A 20,601-nucleotide genomic window follows, 5' to 3' on the forward strand; every position below is an offset into this window, starting at 1 on the left:
TCAGTTGTATTCGATGATCGCGTCGCGGCGAAGGTCGCGCAGGTACATCTGCGCGCGCTTGTTCACGCGGTCGTCTTCCATCTGGTTCTGCAGCTGCTCGAAGCTCGGGCCGGAATCGGCCTGGGGATCGTCGCGGCCGCAGAGCATCAGGATGCGCACGCCGTCGGTCAGCGAACCGAACGGCGGCAGCGTTTCGCCCGGCGAGAGGTTGAGGATGGCCGACTGGATCGGTCCCGGCAGGTCGCGGGCCTTGACCTGGTCGTTGGCGACGACCTGCGCGCCGATGCCGGTGGCGACCTTGTCGACGTCGCCGCAGCCCTTGGCGGTGCCGATGGTCTTGGCAAAGGCCTCGGCGCGCTTGTTGGCGTCGGCCTCGGAGATGCCCTTGGGGAAGTTCAGCGAGATCTGCTTGAGCGCCAGCACGGAATCGCGCGGGTCGGCGGTGAGGACCTGGCGCTTGTCGATCAGGTAGATGATGTCGAAACCGCCGGGCACCTCGATCGGGCCGACCAGCTGGCCGGGGGCCATGTCGCGCGCGGCGGTGGCGAGTTCGGCGGGCAGCTGGGCCAGGCGGATCCAGCCCAGGTCGCCGCCGACCGCGGCGGTCGAGGCCTGCGAGTACTGGCGGGCATAGGCGACAAAGCTGCCGCCCTGCTTGAGCTGCTGCACGATCTGCTGCGCGTTCTGGTAGACCTGCTGCTGGGCGTCGGGCGTGGCGGCAAGGTAGATCTCGCCGAGGCGATACTCTTCGGTGCCCTTGGCCGCCTTCAGGCGCTCCAGCATCTCGTTCACTTCATCGTCGGAGACGTTGATGAACGGCTGGACGTTGCGCTGGAGCAGGCGCTGCCAGGACAGTTCGCCGCGGATCTGGCGCTTGAGCGAATCGGACGAGGATCCGACGCGCTTGAGGTAGGCGTCCATGGCCTGCGTGTTCTGGCCGAAGTTCTGCGAGGCGACGCGGGCGAACGTGCTGTCGACCTCGGCGTCGTCGACGGCCACGTCGGCTGCCTTGGCTTCCTGGATCTGCAGGGTTTCGTCGATCAGGTTGCGCAGCACCTGGAGGCGCAGGCGCTTCTTCTCTTCCTCGTCGATCTTGCCCTGGTTGGCGGCAAGGATGAGGGCAAGGCGCTGGTCGACGTCGGTGCCGGTGATGATGTCACCGTTCACGACCGCCGTGGCGCGGCGCAGGTTGGGGTTGTCGTTGCCGAAGATCTTGACGTCGTCGGGGATCACGATGTCGCCCTGCTGCGTCTGTGCGGACTGGGCGTATGCCGCCGTCGAGGCGGCGAGCGGAGAGAGAGCCGAGGCGACGGCGCCGCTGGCGATCGCGCAGTTGCGGAACGCGCGCTTGATGAACCTTTTGCGTTGGATTGCTAGCACCGTAGATCTCTATCCCGTCTGCGACCGGACCATCCCGGCCCCCCGGATCGAATGCCCGGAAGGCACCAGATCGCATGGGACCGGTCTATGTCGGCCTGCGGCTTAACCGAAACTGAGTGCGTCCGATAGCGGCTTTGGCGGAGCCTGCCAACGTTTCGGGCGCGGGGCGGGAAACCAAATTGTAACAGGGCGTTCGAAAACGCCCCGGGCGGACAATTTCAGGCTCAATGGACGCCGATGTTCTTGAGCGCGAAGTGCAACATGAAGGAATCGCCCTTCTGGGCATCGCCGTTGGTCACGTAGTTGCGCCGCCAGGTCACGCCGATCTCGAGGCAGTCGTCCTCGTAGGCGACGCCGAAGCGGGTGCGCAAGGGCTGGAAGCCGTCCGAACCGTAGACCGGATCCTCGCTCCGGTTGGTCAGGTTGACGACCGCGGAGCCGAACATCGACCAGTACTTCGCGAAGGCGACACGGCCGGCGGCGCGCAGTTCCTCGCGGTCGCGAAGGTCTTCCAGCGTTGTCGAATCGCCGTCGACGGTCTCGATGTCGATGTTGCGGTTGAGCTTCACGTAGCCGAGTTCAAGGTAGGTCTGGTTGTTGCCCAGCGCCATGTCGAACTCGTTGCGGCGGATCGTCAGGCTGTCCTTGTCGAGCCGGTAGCGGTGGATGAAGCTCACGAAGCTGCGGTAGCGCACTTCGGTCCGCCCGACGATGTCGGAGGTCTTGTTGGTCAGGCCGGTGCCGTCGGGGAAGACGGTGGCCATGTTGCTGAGGCGCACCGACTGGCCGATCGTGCTCTTGATGCGCCAGCGCGGACGCTCGAACATCCAGTCGAACCCGTAAGTGAAGCGCACGCCGTCCTCGAACCGGTCGTAACCGGGGAAGCGGTTGAGCGAGAAGAGGTTGGTGTCTTCCAGTTCGAGCGCGCGGGAATCCTCGTTGGGGATCGAGAGGTTCTGGATCTTCGGGGCGGCGACCAGCTGGACACGCGGGGTGAAGACCTGGGTGCCGCCGAAGACCTGCCCGACCAGCGGCCATTTCACGTCGACGGCGGCCAGCGCGATGGCGCGGGTCTGCCAGCCCGGCTGCCCGCGATAGATGATGGTGTCGGTCGCGTCGTTGTCGTCCGAATGGTAGACGTCGCCGCGCATGAGGCCGGTGAACACCACTTCCTGGCCCATGCTGGTCAGCTTGCGCAGCGACCACTGGGCGCTGGCGAAGGCGCGCTGGGTGTCCTGCCCGTCCTTGCGGGTGATGCCCATGGTGTTGGCTTCAAGCTCGAACTTGCCGCCGAGCAGCGATTCGTTGAAGCGGCGGCGATAGTCGATCACCGGGATGGCGATCGGCATCTGCCCCTGATCCTGCCCGGACCGCATCGTCTGCGTGGCATAGCCGGCGATCGAGAGGTAGCTGTCCTGATCGATCCGCTCGACTTCCACCGACGAGCGCAGGCGGTCGTCGCGGCTGATGTCGTAGCGGCGCAGGAACGTGCGGTCGGTGGCGCGCCGGATCGAGGCGGTCACGCTCCAGGCCGGGTCGAGCTGGAACTTGCCGTTGGCGAAGATGTAGCCGCGGAAGGCGCGTTCGCGGTTGGGATCGGGGTTGCTGTCGCTGAGCGAGATGCGGTTGCTCGAGGTCGCGTAGCCGGTGATCTGGTAGGCGCCAAGGTCGGTCAGCGCGCGGTACTCGAACGAGGCCATCGGCGCGGACTTGGTGAAGACGTGGAAGGTGCCGGTCAGGTCGCGGTTCTCGGCGATCTTCCAGTAATAGGACTGGGCAACCTCGATGCCGTTCGACGGGCTCGACTTGAGGTCGGGCACCAGGAAGCCGGACACGGCGCCGCCGTTGGTGCTCACCGTCAGCCCGAACAGCGGCAGCTGGATGGCGCCGAACATCTCGAGGCGGGCGTCGGAAAAGCGGACTTCGCTGCGATCCTCGCTGTAGATCACCGACTTGGCGAGCACGCGCCAGGTAGGCTTGCGGGGGCAGCCTTCGTCGTCTGTCACCGCGCAGCCGGAATAGGCCGCGTGCTGCAGCACGACATCGCCGTTGGCCAGGCGCTCGCCCTTGTTGGCCGCCAGGCGGGCGCCTTCGCGCAGCACCAGCAGCAGGTTTTCCATCATCCCGGTCTTGAGCTCGTCGGTCAGCTCGGCCCGGTCGGTGAACAGCTGGTTGCCGTTCTGGTCGACCACACGCACGTTGCCGGTGCCGACGATCTGGCCGGTATTGCGGTTCCAGGTGACCGTGTCGGCGCGCACGGACTGCTTGTCCTTGCGCATGACGACATTGCCGCTGGCGGTGACGGTCTCGCCGTTCTGGTCGTACTGGACGGTGTCCGCCTCGAAGGCGACAGGCACGTTGTCGGCGGTTTCCGGTCCCGGCGCGGGCGGTGCGCCCTGAATCGGCGTGTTTTCGGTGGGGTGTGAAAGGTCCTGTGCCAGCGCGGCGCCAGGCAGCGCAAACGTGGTCATCCCTGCGACAAGCAAGGGCAGGGGAAGCGATCGCAAGCGCAATTTGCGGACATGCAGCTGGGTCATGGCGGCCGGGAGCATGGCTTGCCTATCGCACCGCCTGTGCCTAACTGCAATCCGCTGTTGCGGCGAAGCGCACAAGTCCGTCGCTTGCCCACGAGAATTCAGGAGATCCCATGAATATCCAGTTCCTTGACGCTGCTGCCGCCGGCTCGGCGCGTCTGGTCGCCCGCTTCGTGAATCAGGACGCGATTCCCGCCGATCTCGAAGCGGTGCTGGTGGAAGGCGCCAAGGCCTCGCGTTTCAGCGGCAAGGCCGGGCAGGTTTTCGAGGGGTTTGTCGAGCGTGACGGCCATGTCGTGCGCGTCGCGCTGGTCGGGCTCGGCAGCGAGGGCAAGGACCGCAAGGGCGCGGTCGAGCGTGCCGGCGCCGCCGTCGTCGCCAAGTACCTGACTTCGGGTGAAACCGCCGTGACGCTGGACCTCACCGGCGCGGGCCTTGCGGCCGACGAGGCGGCCGGCGCGCTGCTGGGCGCGGTGCTGCGTGCATGGCGTCTCGATACCTATCGCACCAAGCTGGCCGACGATGCCAAGCCGAGCCTCGTTGATATTGCCGTGCTCGGCGCGCCGGAAGGCACCGAAGCGGCCTGGGCGGTCGAGCAGGCCATCGTCGAGGGCGTTTCCTTCACCCGCGAACTGGTGACCGAGCCTGCCAACGCGATCTACCCGGAAACCTTCGTTGCCCGCTGCGAAGCGAAAATGGCGGGGTCGGGCCTCAAGATCCGCGTGCTCGACGACAAGGAAATGGCCGAACTCGGCATGGGTTCGCTGCTCGGCGTCGCGCAGGGCTCGGTGCGTCCGGCGCGCCTGCTGGTCATGGAATGGCTGGGCGGCAATGCCGGCGAGGCGCCCGTTGCTTTCGTCGGCAAGGGCGTGACGTTCGATACCGGCGGCATCTCGATCAAGCCCGCGGCCGGCATGGAAGACATGAAGTGGGACATGGGCGGCGCCGGTGCGGTGGCCGGCACCATGCTTGCGCTCGCGCTGCGCAAGGCCAAGGCCAACGTGATCGGCGTCTGCGGTCTTGTGGAAAACATGCCCGACGGCAATGCCCAGCGTCCCGGTGACGTCGTCACCTCGATGTCGGGCCAGACCATCGAGGTCATCAACACCGACGCCGAGGGCCGTCTGGTGCTCTGCGATGCGCTGACCTGGGTGCAGCGCGAATACAAGCCCGCCAAGGTGGTGGACCTTGCCACCCTGACCGGCGCGATCATCCTCAGCCTCGCGCACGAATATGCAGGGCTGTTCTCGAACAACGACGACCTTGCCGCGCAGCTCACCGCCGCCGGCAACGCATCGGGCGACCGCCTGTGGCGCATGCCGATGGGGCCGAACTACGACAAGATGATCGAGAGCCCGATCGCCGACATGAAGAACGTCGGCCCGCGCTTCGGCGGCTCGATCACCGCGGCGCAGTTCCTGCTGCGCTTCATCGAGAACGACACCCCCTGGGCGCACCTCGACATTGCCGGTACGGTGTGGACCGACAAGCCGGGCGCGACCTGGGACAAGGGCGCCTCGGGCTTCGGCGTGCGCCTGCTCGACCGCTTCGTGCGCGACACGCTCGAAGCCTGATCGATAAAGGGCAGGGTCGCGACATGCGCGTCGATTTCTATCAGCTCAGTCGTGATCCTGCCGAAAGCGCTCTGGCGCTGATCGCCGGAAAGGTCGCGGGGAATGGCGAGCGCCTGCTCGTCGTTTCCGGCGACCTCGGCCAGCGCCAGCGCATCTGCCAGGCGCTGTGGTCGGTGGGGCCGGAAAGCTTCCTGGCCAACGGCTTCGCGGGCGAGAACGGGGAGGACCACCAGCCGATCCTCATTTCCGATGAGCCGCAGCCCGCCAATGGCGCGAAATTCATGGCGATCGCCGACGGCCGGTGGCGCGAAGGGGCGGAGCCGTTCGCGCGCACCTTTTTCCTGTTCGACCAGTCCACCCTCCAGCACGCGCGCGATACATGGCGTGCCTTGCGCGAGCGCGAGGGCGTCGAACACTACTACTGGAAGCAGGACGGCGGCCGATGGGTTCAGGCCGGATGATTCTCCGCCGCTATCCCTGACCTTTCCGGCGCCTAATTCTTGCGAAGCGCCCCGTTCCCGGCTAGGGGCGCGCGCAACAATTCAAAACCCTTACTTTCGCCCCATTTTTTGAGGAACCTACCATGGCGGTTACCCGCACCTTCTCGATCATCAAGCCCGACGCGACCCGCCGCAACCTGACCGGCGGCGTCACCAAGCTGCTCGAGGAAGCCGGCCTGCGCGTCGTCGCTTCGAAGCGCATCCAGCTCTCGCAGGAACAGGCCGAAGGCTTCTACGCCGTCCACAAGGAACGTCCCTTCTTCGGCGACCTCGTGTCGTTCATGATCTCGGGCCCGGTGGTCGTGCAGGTTCTCGAAGGCGAAGACGCCGTCAAGCGCAACCGCGACGTGATGGGCGCCACCAACCCGGCCGACGCCGCTGAAGGCACCATCCGCAAGACCTACGCCGAATCGATCGAAGCCAACTCGGTCCACGGTTCGGACTCGGAAGAGAACGCGGCGATCGAAATCGCCTACTTCTTCAAGCCCGAAGAAATCGTCGGCTGAGGCTTACGCTTCCTCCGCGCATGAAAGGCCGCCCCGCCCGGGCGGCCTTTTTTGTTTCCGGGGTCTGGAGCCCGCGATTTCGGTTTGGCTGTGCCGGCATCTTTGGTATTTTCGCCCTCAAGAGGAGAGCAAGATGCAAGGCATGGGTGAGATAGGCGAAGCCTGCCCCTTCGAATTCAATTTCGATCCCGCAACCTTCAAGGTCGGCGATACCGTCAGTTACCGCGTGAACGGCAGCCTCGAAGGCTTTCCCTTCGTCGGCACCCTGGTCGAGGTCCACGCGGATCACGTGCTGATCGCCGGAGACCCGCGCGAGCCTGAAAAGCGTTATATCGGCACTCGCGAAAGCCGGCCCCAGGTGGACTACGCGCAGATCTGAAATTTTCCGCCTTGCGCTTGATCCCGCGCAAGGGAGCGGGGCGGGTGAGGGGCTACAATCGAAGCTCGATCGAGCACAGAGGAGAGCCGATGACCTACAAGCCCCACGATCTCGCCGAGGAATTCCCCGAGGACATCGAGGTCCTGCACCACCTCAAGGCCACGCGCGGCCATTTTGCCGTGCTGGCGGATCGCTACGGCGAGGTGAACGGGAAGATCAATCGCATCGAGGAGCAACTCGATGCCGCCTCCGACACGCGGCTGGAGGACCTCAAGAAAGAGCGGCTGACCTTGCTTGACCAGATCGGCCGGATGATCCGCGACGCGCGGGCGGTCGGAGCCTGAGTTTAGATTGGGTTTGGAGGGTAATGGCCGCCAAGCTGCGCGTCGCCACACGGCCACTTGACCCATTACACTTCGTCGCCCCCGCCTTTGCGGGAATGACGGGGAATTGGGTTGATGGGTAGGTCTGAGGTCGCGCCGGGTTATCGGCGCTACCTCAGAACTGATCCGCCACGTCCAGCAGCGCGGTGAGTTTCTTGGGTGCCACCGCACGCCATGAGCGCGAGAGCCAGTCGGCGATCGCATCCCAGTCGTTCTCGCCAAGGTCGAGGCGGATGCCGATCCAGCCGTCGCCGAAGTAGGCGGGGCGGAAATAGCGGTCCTCGTCCTGCTCGATCAGCATGGCCTGCTCGTCCGGCCCGCTGATCTTGACCAGCAGCGCGGTACGTCCGTCTGCGTGGTGGTTCGAGGTGAAGTAGGCGAACTTCTTGCCCTTGACGATGCCGAAGCAGGGCATGCCGTGGCTGGAGATCTCGTCCGCTTCGGGCAGCGCCATGGCGCGTTCGCGCACGCGCTCCAGCAGCCACTCGGGCGAGGCCTCGCGGGTGACGAGTTCGGCAAGGCAGCGCGAATAGAGCTGGTGCTCCGCGATCAGCACCCGTGCGGCCAGCGTCTCGGCGGTGTCGCCGGGCACGATGGCGACCGGCAGCTGGCCGAGGATCGGGCCTTCGTCGAGTTCGGGGATGACGAGGTGGACGGTCACGCCGCCATGGCTGTCGCCCGCCTCGATGGCGCGTTGGTGGGTGTGGAGGCCGGTGTATTTGGGCAGCAGGGAGGGGTGGATGTTGACCATCCGGCCGTCCCACTTGCCGACAAACGCATCGGTGAGGATGCGCATGTACCCGGCAAGGGCGACCCATTGCGCCCCCGATTCGCGGATCGCGGCGTCCATTGCCGCGTCGTGTTCCTCGCGGCTCAGCCCCTTGTGGCTGAGTGCGAAAGTCGCCACGCCCTCGGAGGCGGCGAGCACGAGGCCCGACGCATCCGGTTTGTTGCTGGCGACAAGCACGATCTCATACGGGCAGCCGTCCAGCCGGCTGGCATAGAGCAGCGCGGCCATGTTGGTGCCGCTGCCCGAGATGAGAACCGCGACTTTGGCCTTCTCAGCCAAGGTGGGTGGCTTCCCAGTCCTCGCGGGCGGACCATTGCTCGGCCTTGCCCTGCACGGTGCAGCCCCGAACATCAGGAGCGTCGCCTTCCTCGATCACGCCGATCACGAAGACGGTTTCACCCGCGGCTTCGAGTTCGGCCTTGAGCGAGGCGACTTCGTCCGGCGAGACCGCAAGGACCATGCCGATGCCGCAGTTGAAGGTGCGGGCCATCTCGCCCGGCTCGATGTTGCCCTGCGCCTGCAGGAACGCCATCAGGCGCGGCTGCGGCCAGGCGCCGACGTCGATGCGGGCATGCAGGCCCTTGGGCAGCACGCGCGGGATGTTCTCGAGCAGGCCGCCGCCGGTGATGTGGGCAAGGGCGTTGATGCGGCCGGAGCGGATGAAGGGCAGGAGGCTCTTCACGTAGATGCGCGTGGGCGCGATCAGCGCGTCGATCAGCAGCACGTCCGAATCGAACAGCGCCGGGCGGTCGAGCTTCCAGCCCTTGTCCTCGGCGAGGCGGCGGACCAGCGAATAGCCGTTGGAGTGCACGCCCGAGGAGGCCAGGCCGAGCAGGATGTCGCCATCGGCCACCTTGTCGCCGGTCAGCTGTTCGCCGCGCTCCACGGCGCCGACGCAGAAGCCGGCAAGGTCATAGTCGCCGGCGGCATACATGCCCGGCATTTCGGCGGTCTCGCCGCCGATGAGGGCGCAGCCCGACATCTTGCAGCCTTCGGCAATACCGGCGACGACACGTTCGGCGACGCCGTTCTCAAGCTTTCCGGTGGCGAAATAATCGAGGAAGAACAGGGGCTCCGCGCCCTGGACGATAAGGTCGTTCACGCACATGGCGACAAGGTCGATGCCGATATGGTCATGGCGGTCATGGTCGATCGCCAGCTTGACCTTGGTGCCCACGCCGTCGTTCGCGGCAACCAGCAGCGGGTCCTTGTAACCGGCGGCGCGCGGGTCGAAGAATCCACCGAACCCGCCCAGTTCGGCATCGGCGCCGGGGCGTGCGGTGGATTTCGCCAGCGGGCCGATGGCCTTCACCAGTGCGTTGCCTGCGGCGATCGAGACGCCGGCCTGCTCGTAAGAGTAGCTCTTCGGGGAGTTATCGTCGGACATTGCGCGCCCCTATCGCTTTCCGACTTGGATTTCCATTCCCGATTGGGCAAAAGGCGCCACGGTTTCGATAATGGCGATCACGTTCTCCCAGAATTTCCGGCAATTGGCCGGCCACGACAAGGGTCGGCGCTGGACTGTGGCCCGCGCTGCACTGCTGCTTGGCGGCTGCGCGGCGCTTGGCCTGGCCGGATTCTCGGCCTGGCGAATCGGTGCGCAAGTCGAAGGCGATCGCGGAATTCCGCCGCTCGCCAACTCCGAGGACATTCAGGTAAGCGGCATCCATGTCGATGTCTCGGCCAAGACCGGCGCCGAGGCGCGAATCGAGGGCTGGAAGCAGGCCGAGAAGGAAGCCTGGAAAAAGCTGGGCGGTCCCGACATGCCGGTGGAGGCGATCGACGCCATGGTTTCCTCGGTGGTGATCGGCCAGGAACAGGTCGGTCCCCGCCGCTATATCGCCACGCTGGGCGTGATCTTCGACAAGGGCAAGGCGGGGCAGTTCGTCGGCGGCAGCGGCGCTGTCGTGCGTTCGGCGCCGTTGCTGCTGGTGCCGGTGCTCAATTCCGGCGGTGTCCAGCAGGTCTTCGAAGTGCGTGGCCCCTGGCAGAAGGCATGGGCCGAGTTCCAGGCCTCGCAGAGCCCGGTCGATTATGTGCGTCCGGTCGGAGCAGGGGGCGAATCGCTGCTGCTCACGGCAGGGCAGACGACCCGGCGCAGCCGCCTCTGGTGGCGCGGCGTGCTTGACCAGTTCAATGCCAGCGACGTGCTGATCCCGGTCGCCCGGCTGGAGCGGCAGTGGCCCGGCGGCCCGATCCACGGCACGTTCACCGCGCGCTATGGCCCCGACAATACCTATCTCGACAGTTTCGAACTCGATGCGGCGAACGAGCAGGAACTGCCGGCGATGCTCGCCAAGGCGGTGGAGCAGGTCGACGGCATCTATCGCGGCGCGCTGTCGAGCGGCCAGTTGCGCCCGGATCCGACGCTGACGATGAGCCAGGTGGCGCTTGACCGGGCCTTCGGCGAACTGCGCAGCAAGCTGATGCCGCAGGGCGGCGCCGTGCCGGCGGGCAGCATCGCCCCGGCGGCGCCGGTTGCCGTGCCGAGTGAGCCGGCGCCCGCCGCCGCTGCGGCCGAGAGCGTGACCGTACAATTCGCAAGTCCCGATGCCGGTGCGGTCGATGCCGCGCTTGCCGCCGTGCGCGGCGTGCCCGGCGTGCGGGGCGCCGCCACCGTGAGCCTGGCCATCGGTGGCATTTCCGTGTTGCGGGTGAGCGCCGAAGGCGGCGCCGACCGGCTCGCCGCCGCGCTTCGTGCGCAAGGTTGGAAAGTCTCCGCGGGAGGCGGCGCGCTGAGGATCAGCCGCTAGAGCGCGATCCGTTCCTGTTGAACCGGATCGCGCGCTATTTCCTTTGTTTTTCGCATTTTCCGAGTCGTCAGGTGGTCCCACCTGACTTGAAAATGCTTTGGTTAAGGTTCGGGGCATGAGGCAGATACCACTTCCACTGTCGGCTGCGAGCGACAGCCCGCCGCGCATTGTCGTGGGCAACGCGAACGCGCAGGCCGTCGACGCCTTGATGGAGCCGGGCCGCTGGCCGTTCCTCACAGCGATCCTTTCGGGCGGTCCGCGTTCGGGCAAGTCGCTGCTGGCGCGCTGGTTCGTCGAGACCGGGCAGGGCGATGCGCTCGACGATGCCGACCGGATGGAGGAGGACGCGGTGTTCCATGCCTGGAACCGCGCGCAGGAAAACCGGCGCCCGCTGCTGATCGTCGCCAGTCATCGCCGCGGCGAAGGAGAGGGGCGCTGGCAGGTGAAGCTGCCCGACCTCGGGTCGCGTCTCGGCGCCGCGCTGGAGCTGGAAATCGGCGAGCCGGACGAGGCGATGATGGCCGATCTGTTCGACGTCCACGCGCAGATGCACGGGATCGTGCTGGATCCTTCGGCGATCGACTACCTTGTACCGCGCACCGAGCGTAGCCATCTGGGCGTCGAACGGCTGGTCGCCGCGATCGACCGCCTCAGTCTGGAGCGCAAGCAGCCCCCGACAATGGCCATCTGGCGCGATGCGCTGGAAGAGGTTAAGGGCGGCGACACCAAGGGTATGTGACCATCGGCCCGGGGGCAGCTTGCCTTGCGGGCCGAATGATGGGAGATTCGCGCGATGTTGGGTAATCTCGTCCGCTATCTGGACTCGGTCGTCGCGCGCGACCCGGCACCGCGTTCGCGGTGGGAAGTGCTGCTCTATCCGGGCGTCTGGGCGCTGTTCTTTCACAAGATCGCGCACCGGCTGTTCCGGGCGGACCTGTTTTTCCTCGCCCGCGTGGTGAACCACATCTCCCGTTTCATGACCGCGATCGACATCCATCCCGGTGCCACGATCGGCAGGAACTTCTTCATCGACCACGGCTTCACCGTCATCGGCGAGACGGCCGAGATCGGCGACAACGTGACGATCTACCAGTGCGTGACGCTGGGTGGTTCCAATCCTACCAACGGCAAGGGCGGCAAGCGTCACCCGACGTTGCTCGACAATGTCATCGTGGGGTCGGGCGCGCAGATCATCGGCCCGGTGACGGTCGGCAGGCGTGCGCGCGTCGGCGCCAGCGCGGTGGTCACCGAGGACGTGCCGGAAGGCGCGACGATGATCGGCGTCAAGGCCCGTTCCACGCTGGTCAAGGCGGAGACGTACGCCAAGGAATTCATGCCCTATGGCACGCCCTGCAAGGAGCCGTGCGAGCCGGTGGGCAGCCAGCGCGTCGATGAACTGGAAGAGCAGGTCGCGGCGCTGCGGGCGCAAGTCGATGCCCTGCTGCGCGCCAATGCCGAGGCGCGCGCCGTCGTCGATGCGCATGCCGAACCCGTGGTGAAGGGCGTCTGACGGCGCGATGGCGGTTGGCCCCAACGGCGGTGTAAATCCCCTTCCGGCCGGCGTCGTTGCCTTTCCCGGCCGTGTACCGCTGCAGGTCGGGTTCGACCGTCTTGAACTCCAGCGCATCCTCGACCTTTATGGCCGGATGGTCGCCGCCGGGATGTGGCGCGACTACGCGATGGATTTCGACAAGGATGCGGCGCATTTCTCCGCCTTCCGCCGCGCGGCCGAGCGGCCGCAGGCGCGCATCGAAAAGCGTCCGTCCCTGCGCGGCAAGCAGGGCATGTGGACGCTGTTCGGCGAGGCCGGCCAGATCCTCAAGCGCGGGCATGAGCTGGTGAACGTGCTCAGCCCGCTGGAGCGCAAGCTGCTCAAGGTTGTCGAGGACTGACCTTTCGCATTCACGCGAAGGCGTGGCTGGCGTCGAGGTCGGAGGCCTGGGCCCGGGCGACGTGGTTGACGATGTCGAGCAGGAACCAGGCGGCGGCGACGTGCAGCGCATAGGCGATCAGGTCGATCACCCCGATGGTCCCGGCAAAGCCCTGGGCGCGCAACAGGACGTTGTCGATGAAGTTGCCGATCAGCCAGCAGGTCCACCAGGCCGTCAGGCGATAGTCAGCGCGCGCGGTGAAGCTGTCATCGGCGAGGTGGCTGCGGTTCCACAGCTCGCGCATCGCCTGGAACGGCTTGAACAGGAGCGCGACGGGCACGAAGAACCAGCCGACCGACCAGCCGGGGGTGAATTCCAGATCGTCCATGCCGGCGGCGAAGAGGTTGGCGTGGGCGCGGTGGATCCACATCGAGATCGTGACGATGCAGCCGACATAGACAAGGAGGATGGCGATCGAGGCTAATCCCGAGGAGGCCACCAGCGGATTGGATGGGTCGTTGACCTGATCGACGCCGAGCGCGAGCGTGGCCGCCCAGGTCAGGATGGCGAGTGTGGAAAGGCCGATGTAGGCATAGAGCGCGAGGCGAACCGTGGTGGTCCGGCTCGCGAGGATGGCGAGCCCTTCGCTGAGGGTCTTTTCGGTCATGGCTGGAGTTGTCCCGTCTGTTCGGATGGCCGCGGCGAGCGGTACGAGGCCTTGTGATGGCGGACGTAAGCGCGATGGCGGCCGTAAGCGCGATGGCGGCCGGAACGGCTTCACGCGAAGATGGCGCTGCCGTCGATCAGCGAGGCCTGGGCTGCGGTGATCCGGCGCAGGATCACCACGAGGCAGCCCGCGGCCATGCACTGGAAGCCGATGCCCACCACCAGCAGCATGAAGTTGAGCAGGCCCGGCGCGACGAGCTTGATCGGCGAGAAGACGTAGAGGCTGGCGATGACGAGGACAAAGGCGATCAGGAACGATCCGGTCAGCAGGCACAGCCACCAGACCGAGATCGTCGTCACGGCGGTGCGTGACTGGTACTCATCCTCGCCGTGGCTGCGGTTCCACAGTTCGCGCATCGCCAGGAAGGGGACAAAGAGCTGGGCGATCGGCACGAACAGGCTGATCACCGACCACAGCGGGCGGGCGCGCAGGCCGGACAATTCGGCCCGGTGCAGGTTGGCGATGGCCTTGTGAAACCACAGCAGGAAGGTGGCAGTGCCGGCGAGCGATGGCAGGACCAGCCCGATCATGCCGACCCCGCCCAGAATACCGATGCCGATCGTCGTGCTCTGGTCCGGGGCCAGGCCGGTCTTGCCGATGGAATAGGCCCAGAAAAAGGCAGCCAGCAGCAGTATCGCCGAAATCGCGGATACCGCGATGGCCACTTGCGTGGCGAGCGAATAGCCTTTCAGGCGCGCGGCATCGCGCGGCGAGATCTGTCCATGCATGCCCTGACGATTTCCCCCGAATGACGCAGTCGCATCGTTCAGGTTGCCGTTTCAGGAAAGCGGCGTCAATCCGCCCGTCCGGAATTTAATCCCGCGATTTCAAGAGGACGGACAGCGCATGGTGGGCCTGTTCCATGCCGGTTTCGAGCACGCGGTCGCCTTGGCGGTCGGCGATGGCCGGCCAGGCGCGGGCAAAGCCTTCGACGCTAAGGTCATCGCCCTGGAGCAGGACACCTTCGTTCATGGTGATGAAGGCGCTCTGGCAGACCCCGCCGCCGGCGGCGACGATGGCATCGTTGGGCGCGTACCGGGAGACGAGATAGAGCGCGGCGGACACTACCGCTTCGGGCTGGAAGGCGGCATAGGCCTCGTCGGGGAAGATGTCGGCGGTCATGCGCGTGCCGGCGGTGGGGGCGAGGCTGTTGACGCGGATGCCGTACTTGGCGCCTTCCATGCGCAAGGTGCGCGCGAGGCCGAGGACGCCGAGCTTGGCCGCGCCGTAGTTGGCCTGGCCGAAATTGCCGCCCAGGCCCGAGGAACTGGTGGTCATCAGCACGCGGCCGTAGTTCTGCTCGCGCATGGTTTCCCACACCGCCTTGGTGGCATGGGCGCTGCCGAGCAGGTGGACACGCACGACCTGCTCGAAATCGGCCATGTCCATCTTGGCGAACGTGCGGTCGCGCAGGATGCCGGCATTGTTGATGAGCACGTGGATGCCGCCCCAGGCTTCCTTCGCGCGGGCGGCCATCGCTTCCATCTGGGCAAAGTCGGACACGTCGCTGCCGTCGGCCATGGCCTCGCCGCCGAGCGTGCGAATTTCCTCGACGACGCTGAGGGCTGCCTGCGAGTGCCCGGTCCCGTCGCGGTTGCCGCCGAGGTCGTTGACGACCACCCTGGCGCCGCGCCGTGCCAGTTCCAGCGCATAGGCGCGGCCGAGGCCGTGGCCTGCGCCGGTGACGATGGCGACTTGTCCTGCGAAGCTGATGGTTTCCTGCATGGGGGGGGGATGGCAGGTTGCCGGCGGCGGTTCAATACACTCAAACCTTGCCCCGAACCGATCTCGGCGTCATAGGCGCACTAATTCGAATCTGCGCTCCGCGAAGCGAAAGGTCCCCAGATGAAAGTCCGCGTCCACGTCAGCCTCAAGCCCGGTGTTCTCGACCCGCAGGGCCGCGCGATCCACCACTCGCTCGAAGGCCTCGGCTTTGCCGGCGTCAACGACGTGCGTGCTGGCCGCCTGTTCGAACTGGACGTGGCCGAGACCGTCACCGACGAAGCGCTCGACGACATGTGCAAGAAGCTCCTCGCCAACATGGTGATCGAGAACTACCGCATCGAGAAGGTCGCCTGATGGCGTTCCGCTCCGCTGTCGTCACGTTCCCGGGTTCCAACTGCGACCGCGATCTGGCGGTGGCGCTGGAGAAGATCTCGGGCACGGAATGCATCCGCGTCTGGCACGGCGATGCCGAACTGCCGGACAACCTGGACTTCATCGGCCTGCCCGGCGGTTTCTCTTATGGCGATTACCTGCGCTGCGGCGCCATCGCCTCGCGCTCGCCGGTGATGCGCGCGGTGATCGAGGCCGCGAACAAGGGCGTGCCGGTGTTCGGCGTCTGCAACGGTTTCCAGGTGCTGACCGAAAGCGGCCTGCTGCCGGGCGCGCTGCTGCGCAATTCGGGCATCCGTTTCGTTTGCCGCGACGTGACGCTGAAGGTGGAGAACGCCCAGTCGCTGTTCACCTCGGGCTATGAGGCCGGGCAGGAGATCTCGATCCCCGTCGCCCACCACGACGGCAATTACCACGCCGATGCGGAAACGCTGGACCGCCTCGAAGGGGAAGGCCGCGTGGCGTTCCGGTATGCCGGCAACGTCAACGGTTCGGCCCGCCAGATCGCCGGCGTGCTCAACCAGGCCGGCAACGTGCTGGGCATGATGCCGCACCCCGAGCGCGCCATCGAGGCGACGCACGGCGGCACCGATGGCCGTGCGCTGTTCGAAAGCGCGATCCGCGGCATGGTCGGCGCCTGAATTCACCATCCAACGGCGCCGTCCGTCGGCGCCGTACACCGACTTCGGTCGATAGAACGCCCCCGGCAACGGGGGCGTTTTTTGTCGGGGCGTCAGCGGGCCAGGCGGGCGGTCTGCACGGTCAGCGCAAAGAGCGCGGCAAGAGCGTCGGATATGCTCTGGTCGGTGGTGACCTTGTAATAGAGCGTGGTGCCGTCCGGCCGGGCCGAGGCGCAGGATTGCAGCGCCGGTTCCACATTGGAAAGATAAGGGGCGACGTTGGACTGCGACCAGGCGTCGCCGGTCAGCGATTCCGGCAGATACTCGGTATAGAGAATGGCGATGCGGATGCCGCGGTTCTTGATCGTCGTGCAGTCCGCCAGGTTCTGGGCGTTGAACTCGCGGTTCCAGCGGCTGGAGCCGTAAAGTTCGTCGGACAGGCCGTCGGTGATGATGAACAGCACCCCCTGGGGGGTGGCGCTGCTCGATCCGTCGCCGGGGTTGGGCATGGTCGTGTTCATCTGGGTGAGGGCGTTGTGCACCTCGGTGCCCTGGTCGTTGTTGCACAGGCTCGAGGTCGGGCAATTGTTGCGGTACCAGTTGTCCTGCATGTTGTAGAAATTGGGCACGTCGTAGCTGGCCATCTGGCTGACGTCGGTCATTGACGAGGTGATGGTCCTGACCGGGCCGCTGGCGGAAGGATGGGTCCAGTCGAAGGTGAAGAGTTGCAGGCGGTAGGTGACCTGGTTGTTGCGTGCCGCCGTGATGGCGACCGGGATCAGGTTCTGCGCGGCGGTCTCTTCCTCGTCGATGCGCAAGGTGATGTTGCTGCCACCGTAGAGCGCGGCGTAGTTGCGGGTCAGCCAGTAGCTGTCGGCATACTGGCCGTTCGCCTTGGTGTAGACGGTGCCGCTGGTGCAATAGACCCGGGTCGAATCCGTCGAGGAGACCGGGCAGGCGTTGCCGCTGGCGAGATCGAGCCACATGTCCTTTCCGGCGGCGTTGCGCACGTAGATGGCGTCGGTGTGCGGGTTCAGCGTGTGGCAGGCGAAGGCACATCCGTTGGGCAGGCTGGAATTGCTGGTGGCGCTGCGGATGGCCGTTAATCCGGTGCTGGTGGAGGGCAGCAGCATGGACGGCGAAATGTCCATCAGCAGGTAGAAGTTGATGTTCGGCGCGACGGTGGCGTCGGCGGTCACGGAACCGGCGATGGGCAGCGTCGTTGCGCCGAGGATGCCGCCGAACAGGTTGATCGAGGCAGCCTTGTAGCTCACCGTGACCGAACGCCCGGTCGTCAGGCTGCCGCTGGACGTCACCGCGACGGTCGGGTTGGCGACGGAATCGTAAACCATCCCGGACAGGCCGGAGACCTGGGCGTTGAACATCGCGCGCGCGGCGTCGGCGGCGGCGCTGTCGGACTGGCGCATGGCGGCGACGTTGACCGCGGCAAGGGCGGCGGCGTCGGCGGCGGCGTTCATCCGGGTGCGCAGTTGCAGCGCGCGGCCATAGTCGATCGCAAAGCCCACCGCGAAGATCAGCGGGACGATGGCAAAGGCGAACAGGATCGTCACGTTGCCGCGCCGCCCGGGCCGCCCGCGCAGCAGCCGCCGGCCAGGCGCTGCCAGGCGGGAGAGGCGCGCGGTGATGGTCATGACAGCGGCACCGAATCCGAGACGCGCGGCAGCATCATGATCCTGTCGGAGAGCGTGTAACTGCCGATGTTCCCCCAGGGCAGCGCGGCGGTGTAGGTGTAGGTCACTTGCCCGAGGATCACGTAGGTACCCGTGGAGGTCATGTTGGCGGGCACGGTGACGGTGGAATTGGTCGCCAGCGCGGATCCGTTGAGCGCCTTGCTCCAGACTACCGTTGCGGTCGTGCTGCTGGCGACCCGGACTTCGCTGAGCACGATCACCGCATTGCTGACGGCATATGGGGCAAGGACTTTTGCGCTGGCGCCCAGAATGGCTGCCGCCTCCGCCTGGGTGAGGCTGGGGTAGCGGGTGGTGAGATCGGCCACCGAGCGGGCAGTCGTGGTGACCTTGCGGCTGCAGGCGAAGGCATCGGCGAACGTGAAGGTGCCAAGGTAGAGCAGCAGCAGCACCGGGAAGGCGAAGGCGAATTCGACCAGCGCGAGACCCGTGCTGTCCCGCAGGAACCTGCGCGCGACCAGACGGAGGGGAGCGCGGGCGGGGGGCATCAGTAATATTCCGACTTGAACACGCTGGTGGCCAGCAGCAGGCGCTTGCCGCCCGGCTGGTTGGATATGTTGAAGCCGAGCGGGCCGCTCGAGGTCGGCCAGAGGTACATGAAGCGCACCACCACGATCGCCGCCTGGCCGCCCGGCGTGTAGGCGAAGGACGTGGTGACGTTGCCGTTGCTGTCATAGGTCAGCACCGGCATGCCGGTGTCGGCGGAGGAGAAGCTGCTGGCGGTGCGCACGTCGACCATCAGGCCGGAGCAGTTCATGTAGCTGGGCAGCGAGGAGCACGCCGCCGTCTGGAACTGGGCGGCGTTCATCCCCGCCTGCTGGGCCTGTCCCGTCGCCAGCAGGCGGCTTGCGGTCTCGGTTGCCCCTTCGAGGCCGTCCTGCGCCAGATAGACGAGCGCCACTTGCAGGATCGCGACCAGCACGGCGAGGAAGACCGGGGCGACGATGGCGAACTCGATGATCGTCGCGCCGCTGGTGTCGCAGGCGATGGGCCGGATGGAGCGGGGAACGCGCATTCGTTCAGTTGCCTCGGGTGGACACCGGCACGGCATAGGCCCGCGAAGGCTAATCGGCGGTTGGATAGCCGCTAGGGAACAGTCCTGAGCAGGCGGGCAAGGGCACCCGGAAATTCCCGGATATGGGACAGGGGAGCGGCGAAAAAGCGCGGGGTTCCGCCAAAAATGACAGTCACCCAGCCGAAATTCGGCCCTGTCTTCCTATCATGACACGGGGGACATTCATCATCGCGCGATGATATTTGCGAAGGAAGCAGATTTGACGACCAATTCCATCGGGGAACGGCTTGCGTTCCTTGAATTCGATACCGCGCAGCGCCGCGCCCTGGCCTCTGCGCAGCCTCTTCTGCGGCGCTGCATCGGCCCCGCACTCGACCGTTTCTACGACCGCGTTCGCCAGACCCCGACGCTTTCGGCGATGTTCCGCGATGCCGCGCACATGGACAAGGCCAAGGCCGCCCAGGTGGCACACTGGATGGAAATCTCGTCTGCCCGGTTCGATCACGACTACTACGAGGCGGTTTCGCGCATCGGCAAGATGCACGCGAAGATCGGGCTGGAGCCGCGCTGGTACATCGGCGCCTATGCGCTGATCCTCGAAGAGATCATGACGGCGGTGGAACGTTCCGCCAGCCCGTGGCGGCTGCTGCGGCCGGGCATTTCGCCGGGCAAGGTGAGCCGTGCGCTGGTCAAGGCGGCGATGCTCGACATGGACCTGTCGATCTCGATCTATTTCGAGGAGGCCGAGGCCGAGCGGTCGCAGGCGATCGATTCTCTCGACCGGGCGATGTCGCGGCTGGCGGCGGGCGATCTCGTCCACGAACTCGACGATCTGCCCGACACGTTCCTGTCGCTGACCCGTTCCTACAACAAAAGCCTTGGCAACTTGCGCAGCACCATCGGCTCGGTGGTCCAGACGTCGAGCGCGATCCAGGGCGGCGCGGGCGAGATCGCGCGTGCCTCGGAAGACCTTGCACGGCGCACCGAGAGCAACGCGGCCAGCCTAGAACAGGCGGCCGCCACGCTCCAGCAGGTCGAGGACAGGGTTAAGGCGACCGCCAGCGGGGCTTCGGAAACCCTGGGCATCGCCGGCGGCGCGCTCGATGCGGTCGGCCAGGGGCGCGACGTCGCGGTCGACGCGGTGCAGGCCATGCGCACCGTGCATGAAAGCGCGCGCGGGATTGACGAGGTGATCGAGGGGGTCGACAAGATCGCCTTCCAGACCCGCGTTCTGGCCATGAACGCCGCGGTCGAGGCGGGCCGGGCGGGGGACGCCGGGCGCGGTTTTGCGGTTGTCGCCGATCTCGTCAGTTCGCTTGCCATGCGGGCCGAGGAAGAGGCGCGCAAGGCCCGCGACGGGCTCAGCACCACCCGTGCCCAGATCGACGAGGCGGCCGGTGCGGTCACCCGCGTCGACACCGAACTGGAGCGCATCGCCGTCGAGGTCGAGCGGGTCCACAAGCTGATCGGCACGATGTCGCGCGACAACGATGCCCAGGCGGCCGCCATCTCCGAGATCAACACCGCGGTCGGCGTGATGGACCAGGCGACGCAGCAGAACGCGGCGATGGTCGAGGAGACCTCGGCAGCGACCCGATCGCTGTCTTCCGATGCGACGGCGCTGGCCGCGCAGGCGGGCATGTTCCGGATCGGCGACGATCGCGCCGCAGGACGTTTCGCCGCGTAACACCGCAGTGCGCCCGGCTTGAGCCGCCGCATTCCGGTATTGGCGAAGCATTGGGAAA

At 66.3% G+C, this 20,601-nt stretch carries 22 protein-coding genes; 12 read left to right on the forward strand and 10 right to left on the reverse strand.

Going from position 1 to position 20,601, the window contains the following annotated elements:
* Together CA833_RS13135 and CA833_RS13140 are read right to left on the reverse strand one after the other, a co-directional pair.
* Entirely contained in the window at positions 1-1,380 is a 1,380-nt protein-coding gene (locus CA833_RS13135) for a peptidylprolyl isomerase (protein WP_185928588.1), read from the reverse strand.
* 224 nt (positions 1,381-1,604) lie between these two features.
* Entirely contained in the window at positions 1,605-3,932 is a 2,328-nt protein-coding gene (locus CA833_RS13140; RefSeq protein WP_207078268.1) for an LPS-assembly protein LptD, read from the reverse strand.
* Positions 3,933-4,027: 95 nt separating this feature from the next.
* On the opposite strand from CA833_RS13140, the gene CA833_RS13145 reads away from it, so the two are divergent.
* The 5 genes from CA833_RS13145 to CA833_RS13165 all read left to right on the forward strand — a co-directional run bounded on the left by CA833_RS13145 (position 4,028) and on the right by CA833_RS13165 (position 7,217).
* Positions 4,028-5,488 carry a leucyl aminopeptidase gene (locus CA833_RS13145; protein WP_207078269.1) on the forward strand — a complete coding sequence of 487 codons (1,461 nt, stop codon included), beginning with the start codon at positions 4,028-4,030 and terminating at the stop codon, positions 5,486-5,488.
* Positions 5,489-5,511: 23 nt separating this feature from the next.
* Positions 5,512-5,949: a DNA polymerase III subunit chi gene (locus CA833_RS13150; RefSeq protein WP_207078270.1), complete on the forward strand. Its 438-nt coding sequence runs from the start codon at positions 5,512-5,514 to the stop codon at positions 5,947-5,949.
* Positions 5,950-6,071: 122 nt separating this feature from the next.
* The gene (gene ndk / locus CA833_RS13155) at positions 6,072-6,494 is read left to right on the forward strand and encodes a nucleoside-diphosphate kinase (RefSeq protein WP_142634662.1); all 423 of its coding nucleotides are present in this window, start codon (positions 6,072-6,074) and stop codon (positions 6,492-6,494) included.
* 133 nt (positions 6,495-6,627) lie between these two features.
* Positions 6,628-6,873, forward strand: coding sequence for a hypothetical protein (locus tag CA833_RS13160; RefSeq protein ID WP_207078271.1), 246 nt, complete (start codon positions 6,628-6,630; stop codon positions 6,871-6,873).
* An 89-nt stretch (positions 6,874-6,962) separates the two neighbouring features.
* Positions 6,963-7,217, forward strand: a complete 255-nt coding sequence (locus CA833_RS13165; protein WP_207078272.1) for a YdcH family protein — start codon at positions 6,963-6,965, stop codon at positions 7,215-7,217.
* Positions 7,218-7,371: 154 nt separating this feature from the next.
* Here CA833_RS13165 and purN read toward each other — a convergent pair whose 3' ends face one another.
* Both purN and purM read right to left on the reverse strand, forming a co-directional pair.
* Positions 7,372-8,325, reverse strand: coding sequence for a phosphoribosylglycinamide formyltransferase (gene purN, locus CA833_RS13170; RefSeq protein ID WP_255535824.1), 954 nt, complete (start codon positions 8,323-8,325; stop codon positions 7,372-7,374).
* Positions 8,318-9,433, reverse strand: a complete 1,116-nt coding sequence (gene purM, locus CA833_RS13175; protein WP_142634654.1) for a phosphoribosylformylglycinamidine cyclo-ligase — start codon at positions 9,431-9,433, stop codon at positions 8,318-8,320. The genes purN and purM overlap by 8 nt, the downstream gene beginning before the upstream one ends.
* Positions 9,434-9,503: 70 nt before the next feature.
* Between purM and CA833_RS13180 the strand changes: the two genes are divergently transcribed.
* The 4 genes from CA833_RS13180 to CA833_RS13195 all read left to right on the forward strand — a co-directional run bounded on the left by CA833_RS13180 (position 9,504) and on the right by CA833_RS13195 (position 12,691).
* Complete coding sequence (locus tag CA833_RS13180; RefSeq protein WP_207078274.1) at positions 9,504-10,799, forward strand: heavy-metal-associated domain-containing protein; 1,296 nt, start codon at positions 9,504-9,506, stop codon at positions 10,797-10,799.
* A 115-nt stretch (positions 10,800-10,914) separates the two neighbouring features.
* Positions 10,915-11,538: an ATPase gene (locus CA833_RS13185; protein ID WP_142634650.1), complete on the forward strand. Its 624-nt coding sequence runs from the start codon at positions 10,915-10,917 to the stop codon at positions 11,536-11,538.
* A gap of 54 nt (positions 11,539-11,592) precedes the next feature.
* A complete protein-coding gene (gene epsC, locus CA833_RS13190; RefSeq protein WP_207078275.1) occupies positions 11,593-12,309 on the forward strand; it encodes a serine O-acetyltransferase EpsC in 717 nt (238 codons plus the stop codon).
* Positions 12,310-12,316: 7 nt separating this feature from the next.
* Complete coding sequence (locus CA833_RS13195; protein ID WP_142634646.1) at positions 12,317-12,691, forward strand: DUF2794 domain-containing protein; 375 nt, start codon at positions 12,317-12,319, stop codon at positions 12,689-12,691.
* Between the two features lie 10 nt (positions 12,692-12,701).
* On the opposite strand, the gene CA833_RS13200 is transcribed toward CA833_RS13195, so the two are convergent.
* The 3 genes from CA833_RS13200 to CA833_RS13210 all read right to left on the reverse strand — a co-directional run bounded on the left by CA833_RS13200 (position 12,702) and on the right by CA833_RS13210 (position 15,122).
* On the reverse strand, positions 12,702-13,337 hold the full coding sequence (locus CA833_RS13200; RefSeq protein ID WP_207078276.1) for a DUF4328 domain-containing protein: 636 nt from the start codon (positions 13,335-13,337) through the stop codon (positions 12,702-12,704).
* A 110-nt stretch (positions 13,338-13,447) separates the two neighbouring features.
* Positions 13,448-14,125, reverse strand: a complete 678-nt coding sequence (locus CA833_RS13205; protein WP_142634643.1) for a DUF4328 domain-containing protein — start codon at positions 14,123-14,125, stop codon at positions 13,448-13,450.
* Positions 14,126-14,210: 85 nt separating this feature from the next.
* The gene (locus tag CA833_RS13210; protein ID WP_207078277.1) at positions 14,211-15,122 is read right to left on the reverse strand and encodes an SDR family NAD(P)-dependent oxidoreductase; all 912 of its coding nucleotides are present in this window, start codon (positions 15,120-15,122) and stop codon (positions 14,211-14,213) included.
* Positions 15,123-15,242: 120 nt separating this feature from the next.
* Between CA833_RS13210 and purS the strand changes: the two genes are divergently transcribed.
* Both purS and purQ read left to right on the forward strand, forming a co-directional pair.
* Positions 15,243-15,476, forward strand: a complete 234-nt coding sequence (gene purS, locus CA833_RS13215) for a phosphoribosylformylglycinamidine synthase subunit PurS (protein ID WP_142634639.1) — start codon at positions 15,243-15,245, stop codon at positions 15,474-15,476.
* The gene (gene purQ / locus CA833_RS13220; RefSeq protein ID WP_142634637.1) at positions 15,476-16,153 is read left to right on the forward strand and encodes a phosphoribosylformylglycinamidine synthase subunit PurQ; all 678 of its coding nucleotides are present in this window, start codon (positions 15,476-15,478) and stop codon (positions 16,151-16,153) included. Before purS ends, purQ begins: the two co-directional genes overlap by 1 nt.
* Positions 16,154-16,245: 92 nt before the next feature.
* Here purQ and CA833_RS13225 read toward each other — a convergent pair whose 3' ends face one another.
* From CA833_RS13225 to CA833_RS13235, 3 genes are read right to left on the reverse strand one after another with little or no spacing between them, the layout of a single operon-like run.
* The gene (locus CA833_RS13225) at positions 16,246-17,784 is read right to left on the reverse strand and encodes a TadE/TadG family type IV pilus assembly protein (RefSeq protein ID WP_207078278.1); all 1,539 of its coding nucleotides are present in this window, start codon (positions 17,782-17,784) and stop codon (positions 16,246-16,248) included.
* Positions 17,781-18,329, reverse strand: a complete 549-nt coding sequence (locus CA833_RS13230; RefSeq protein WP_207078279.1) for a TadE/TadG family type IV pilus assembly protein — start codon at positions 18,327-18,329, stop codon at positions 17,781-17,783. Before CA833_RS13230 ends, CA833_RS13225 begins: the two co-directional genes overlap by 4 nt.
* Positions 18,329-18,856, reverse strand: a complete 528-nt coding sequence (locus CA833_RS13235) for a TadE/TadG family type IV pilus assembly protein (RefSeq protein WP_207078280.1) — start codon at positions 18,854-18,856, stop codon at positions 18,329-18,331. Before CA833_RS13235 ends, CA833_RS13230 begins: the two co-directional genes overlap by 1 nt.
* A gap of 259 nt (positions 18,857-19,115) precedes the next feature.
* Here CA833_RS13235 and CA833_RS13240 point away from each other — a divergent pair, with 259 nt between their 5' ends.
* The gene (locus CA833_RS13240; RefSeq protein WP_242526094.1) at positions 19,116-20,543 is read left to right on the forward strand and encodes a globin-coupled sensor protein; all 1,428 of its coding nucleotides are present in this window, start codon (positions 19,116-19,118) and stop codon (positions 20,541-20,543) included.
* The last annotated feature ends 58 nt before the right edge of the window (positions 20,544-20,601 follow it).

The sequence above is a fragment of the Novosphingobium sp. KA1 genome (genome assembly GCF_017309955.1).
In the GTDB taxonomy this organism is placed as follows: domain Bacteria; phylum Pseudomonadota; class Alphaproteobacteria; order Sphingomonadales; family Sphingomonadaceae; genus Novosphingobium.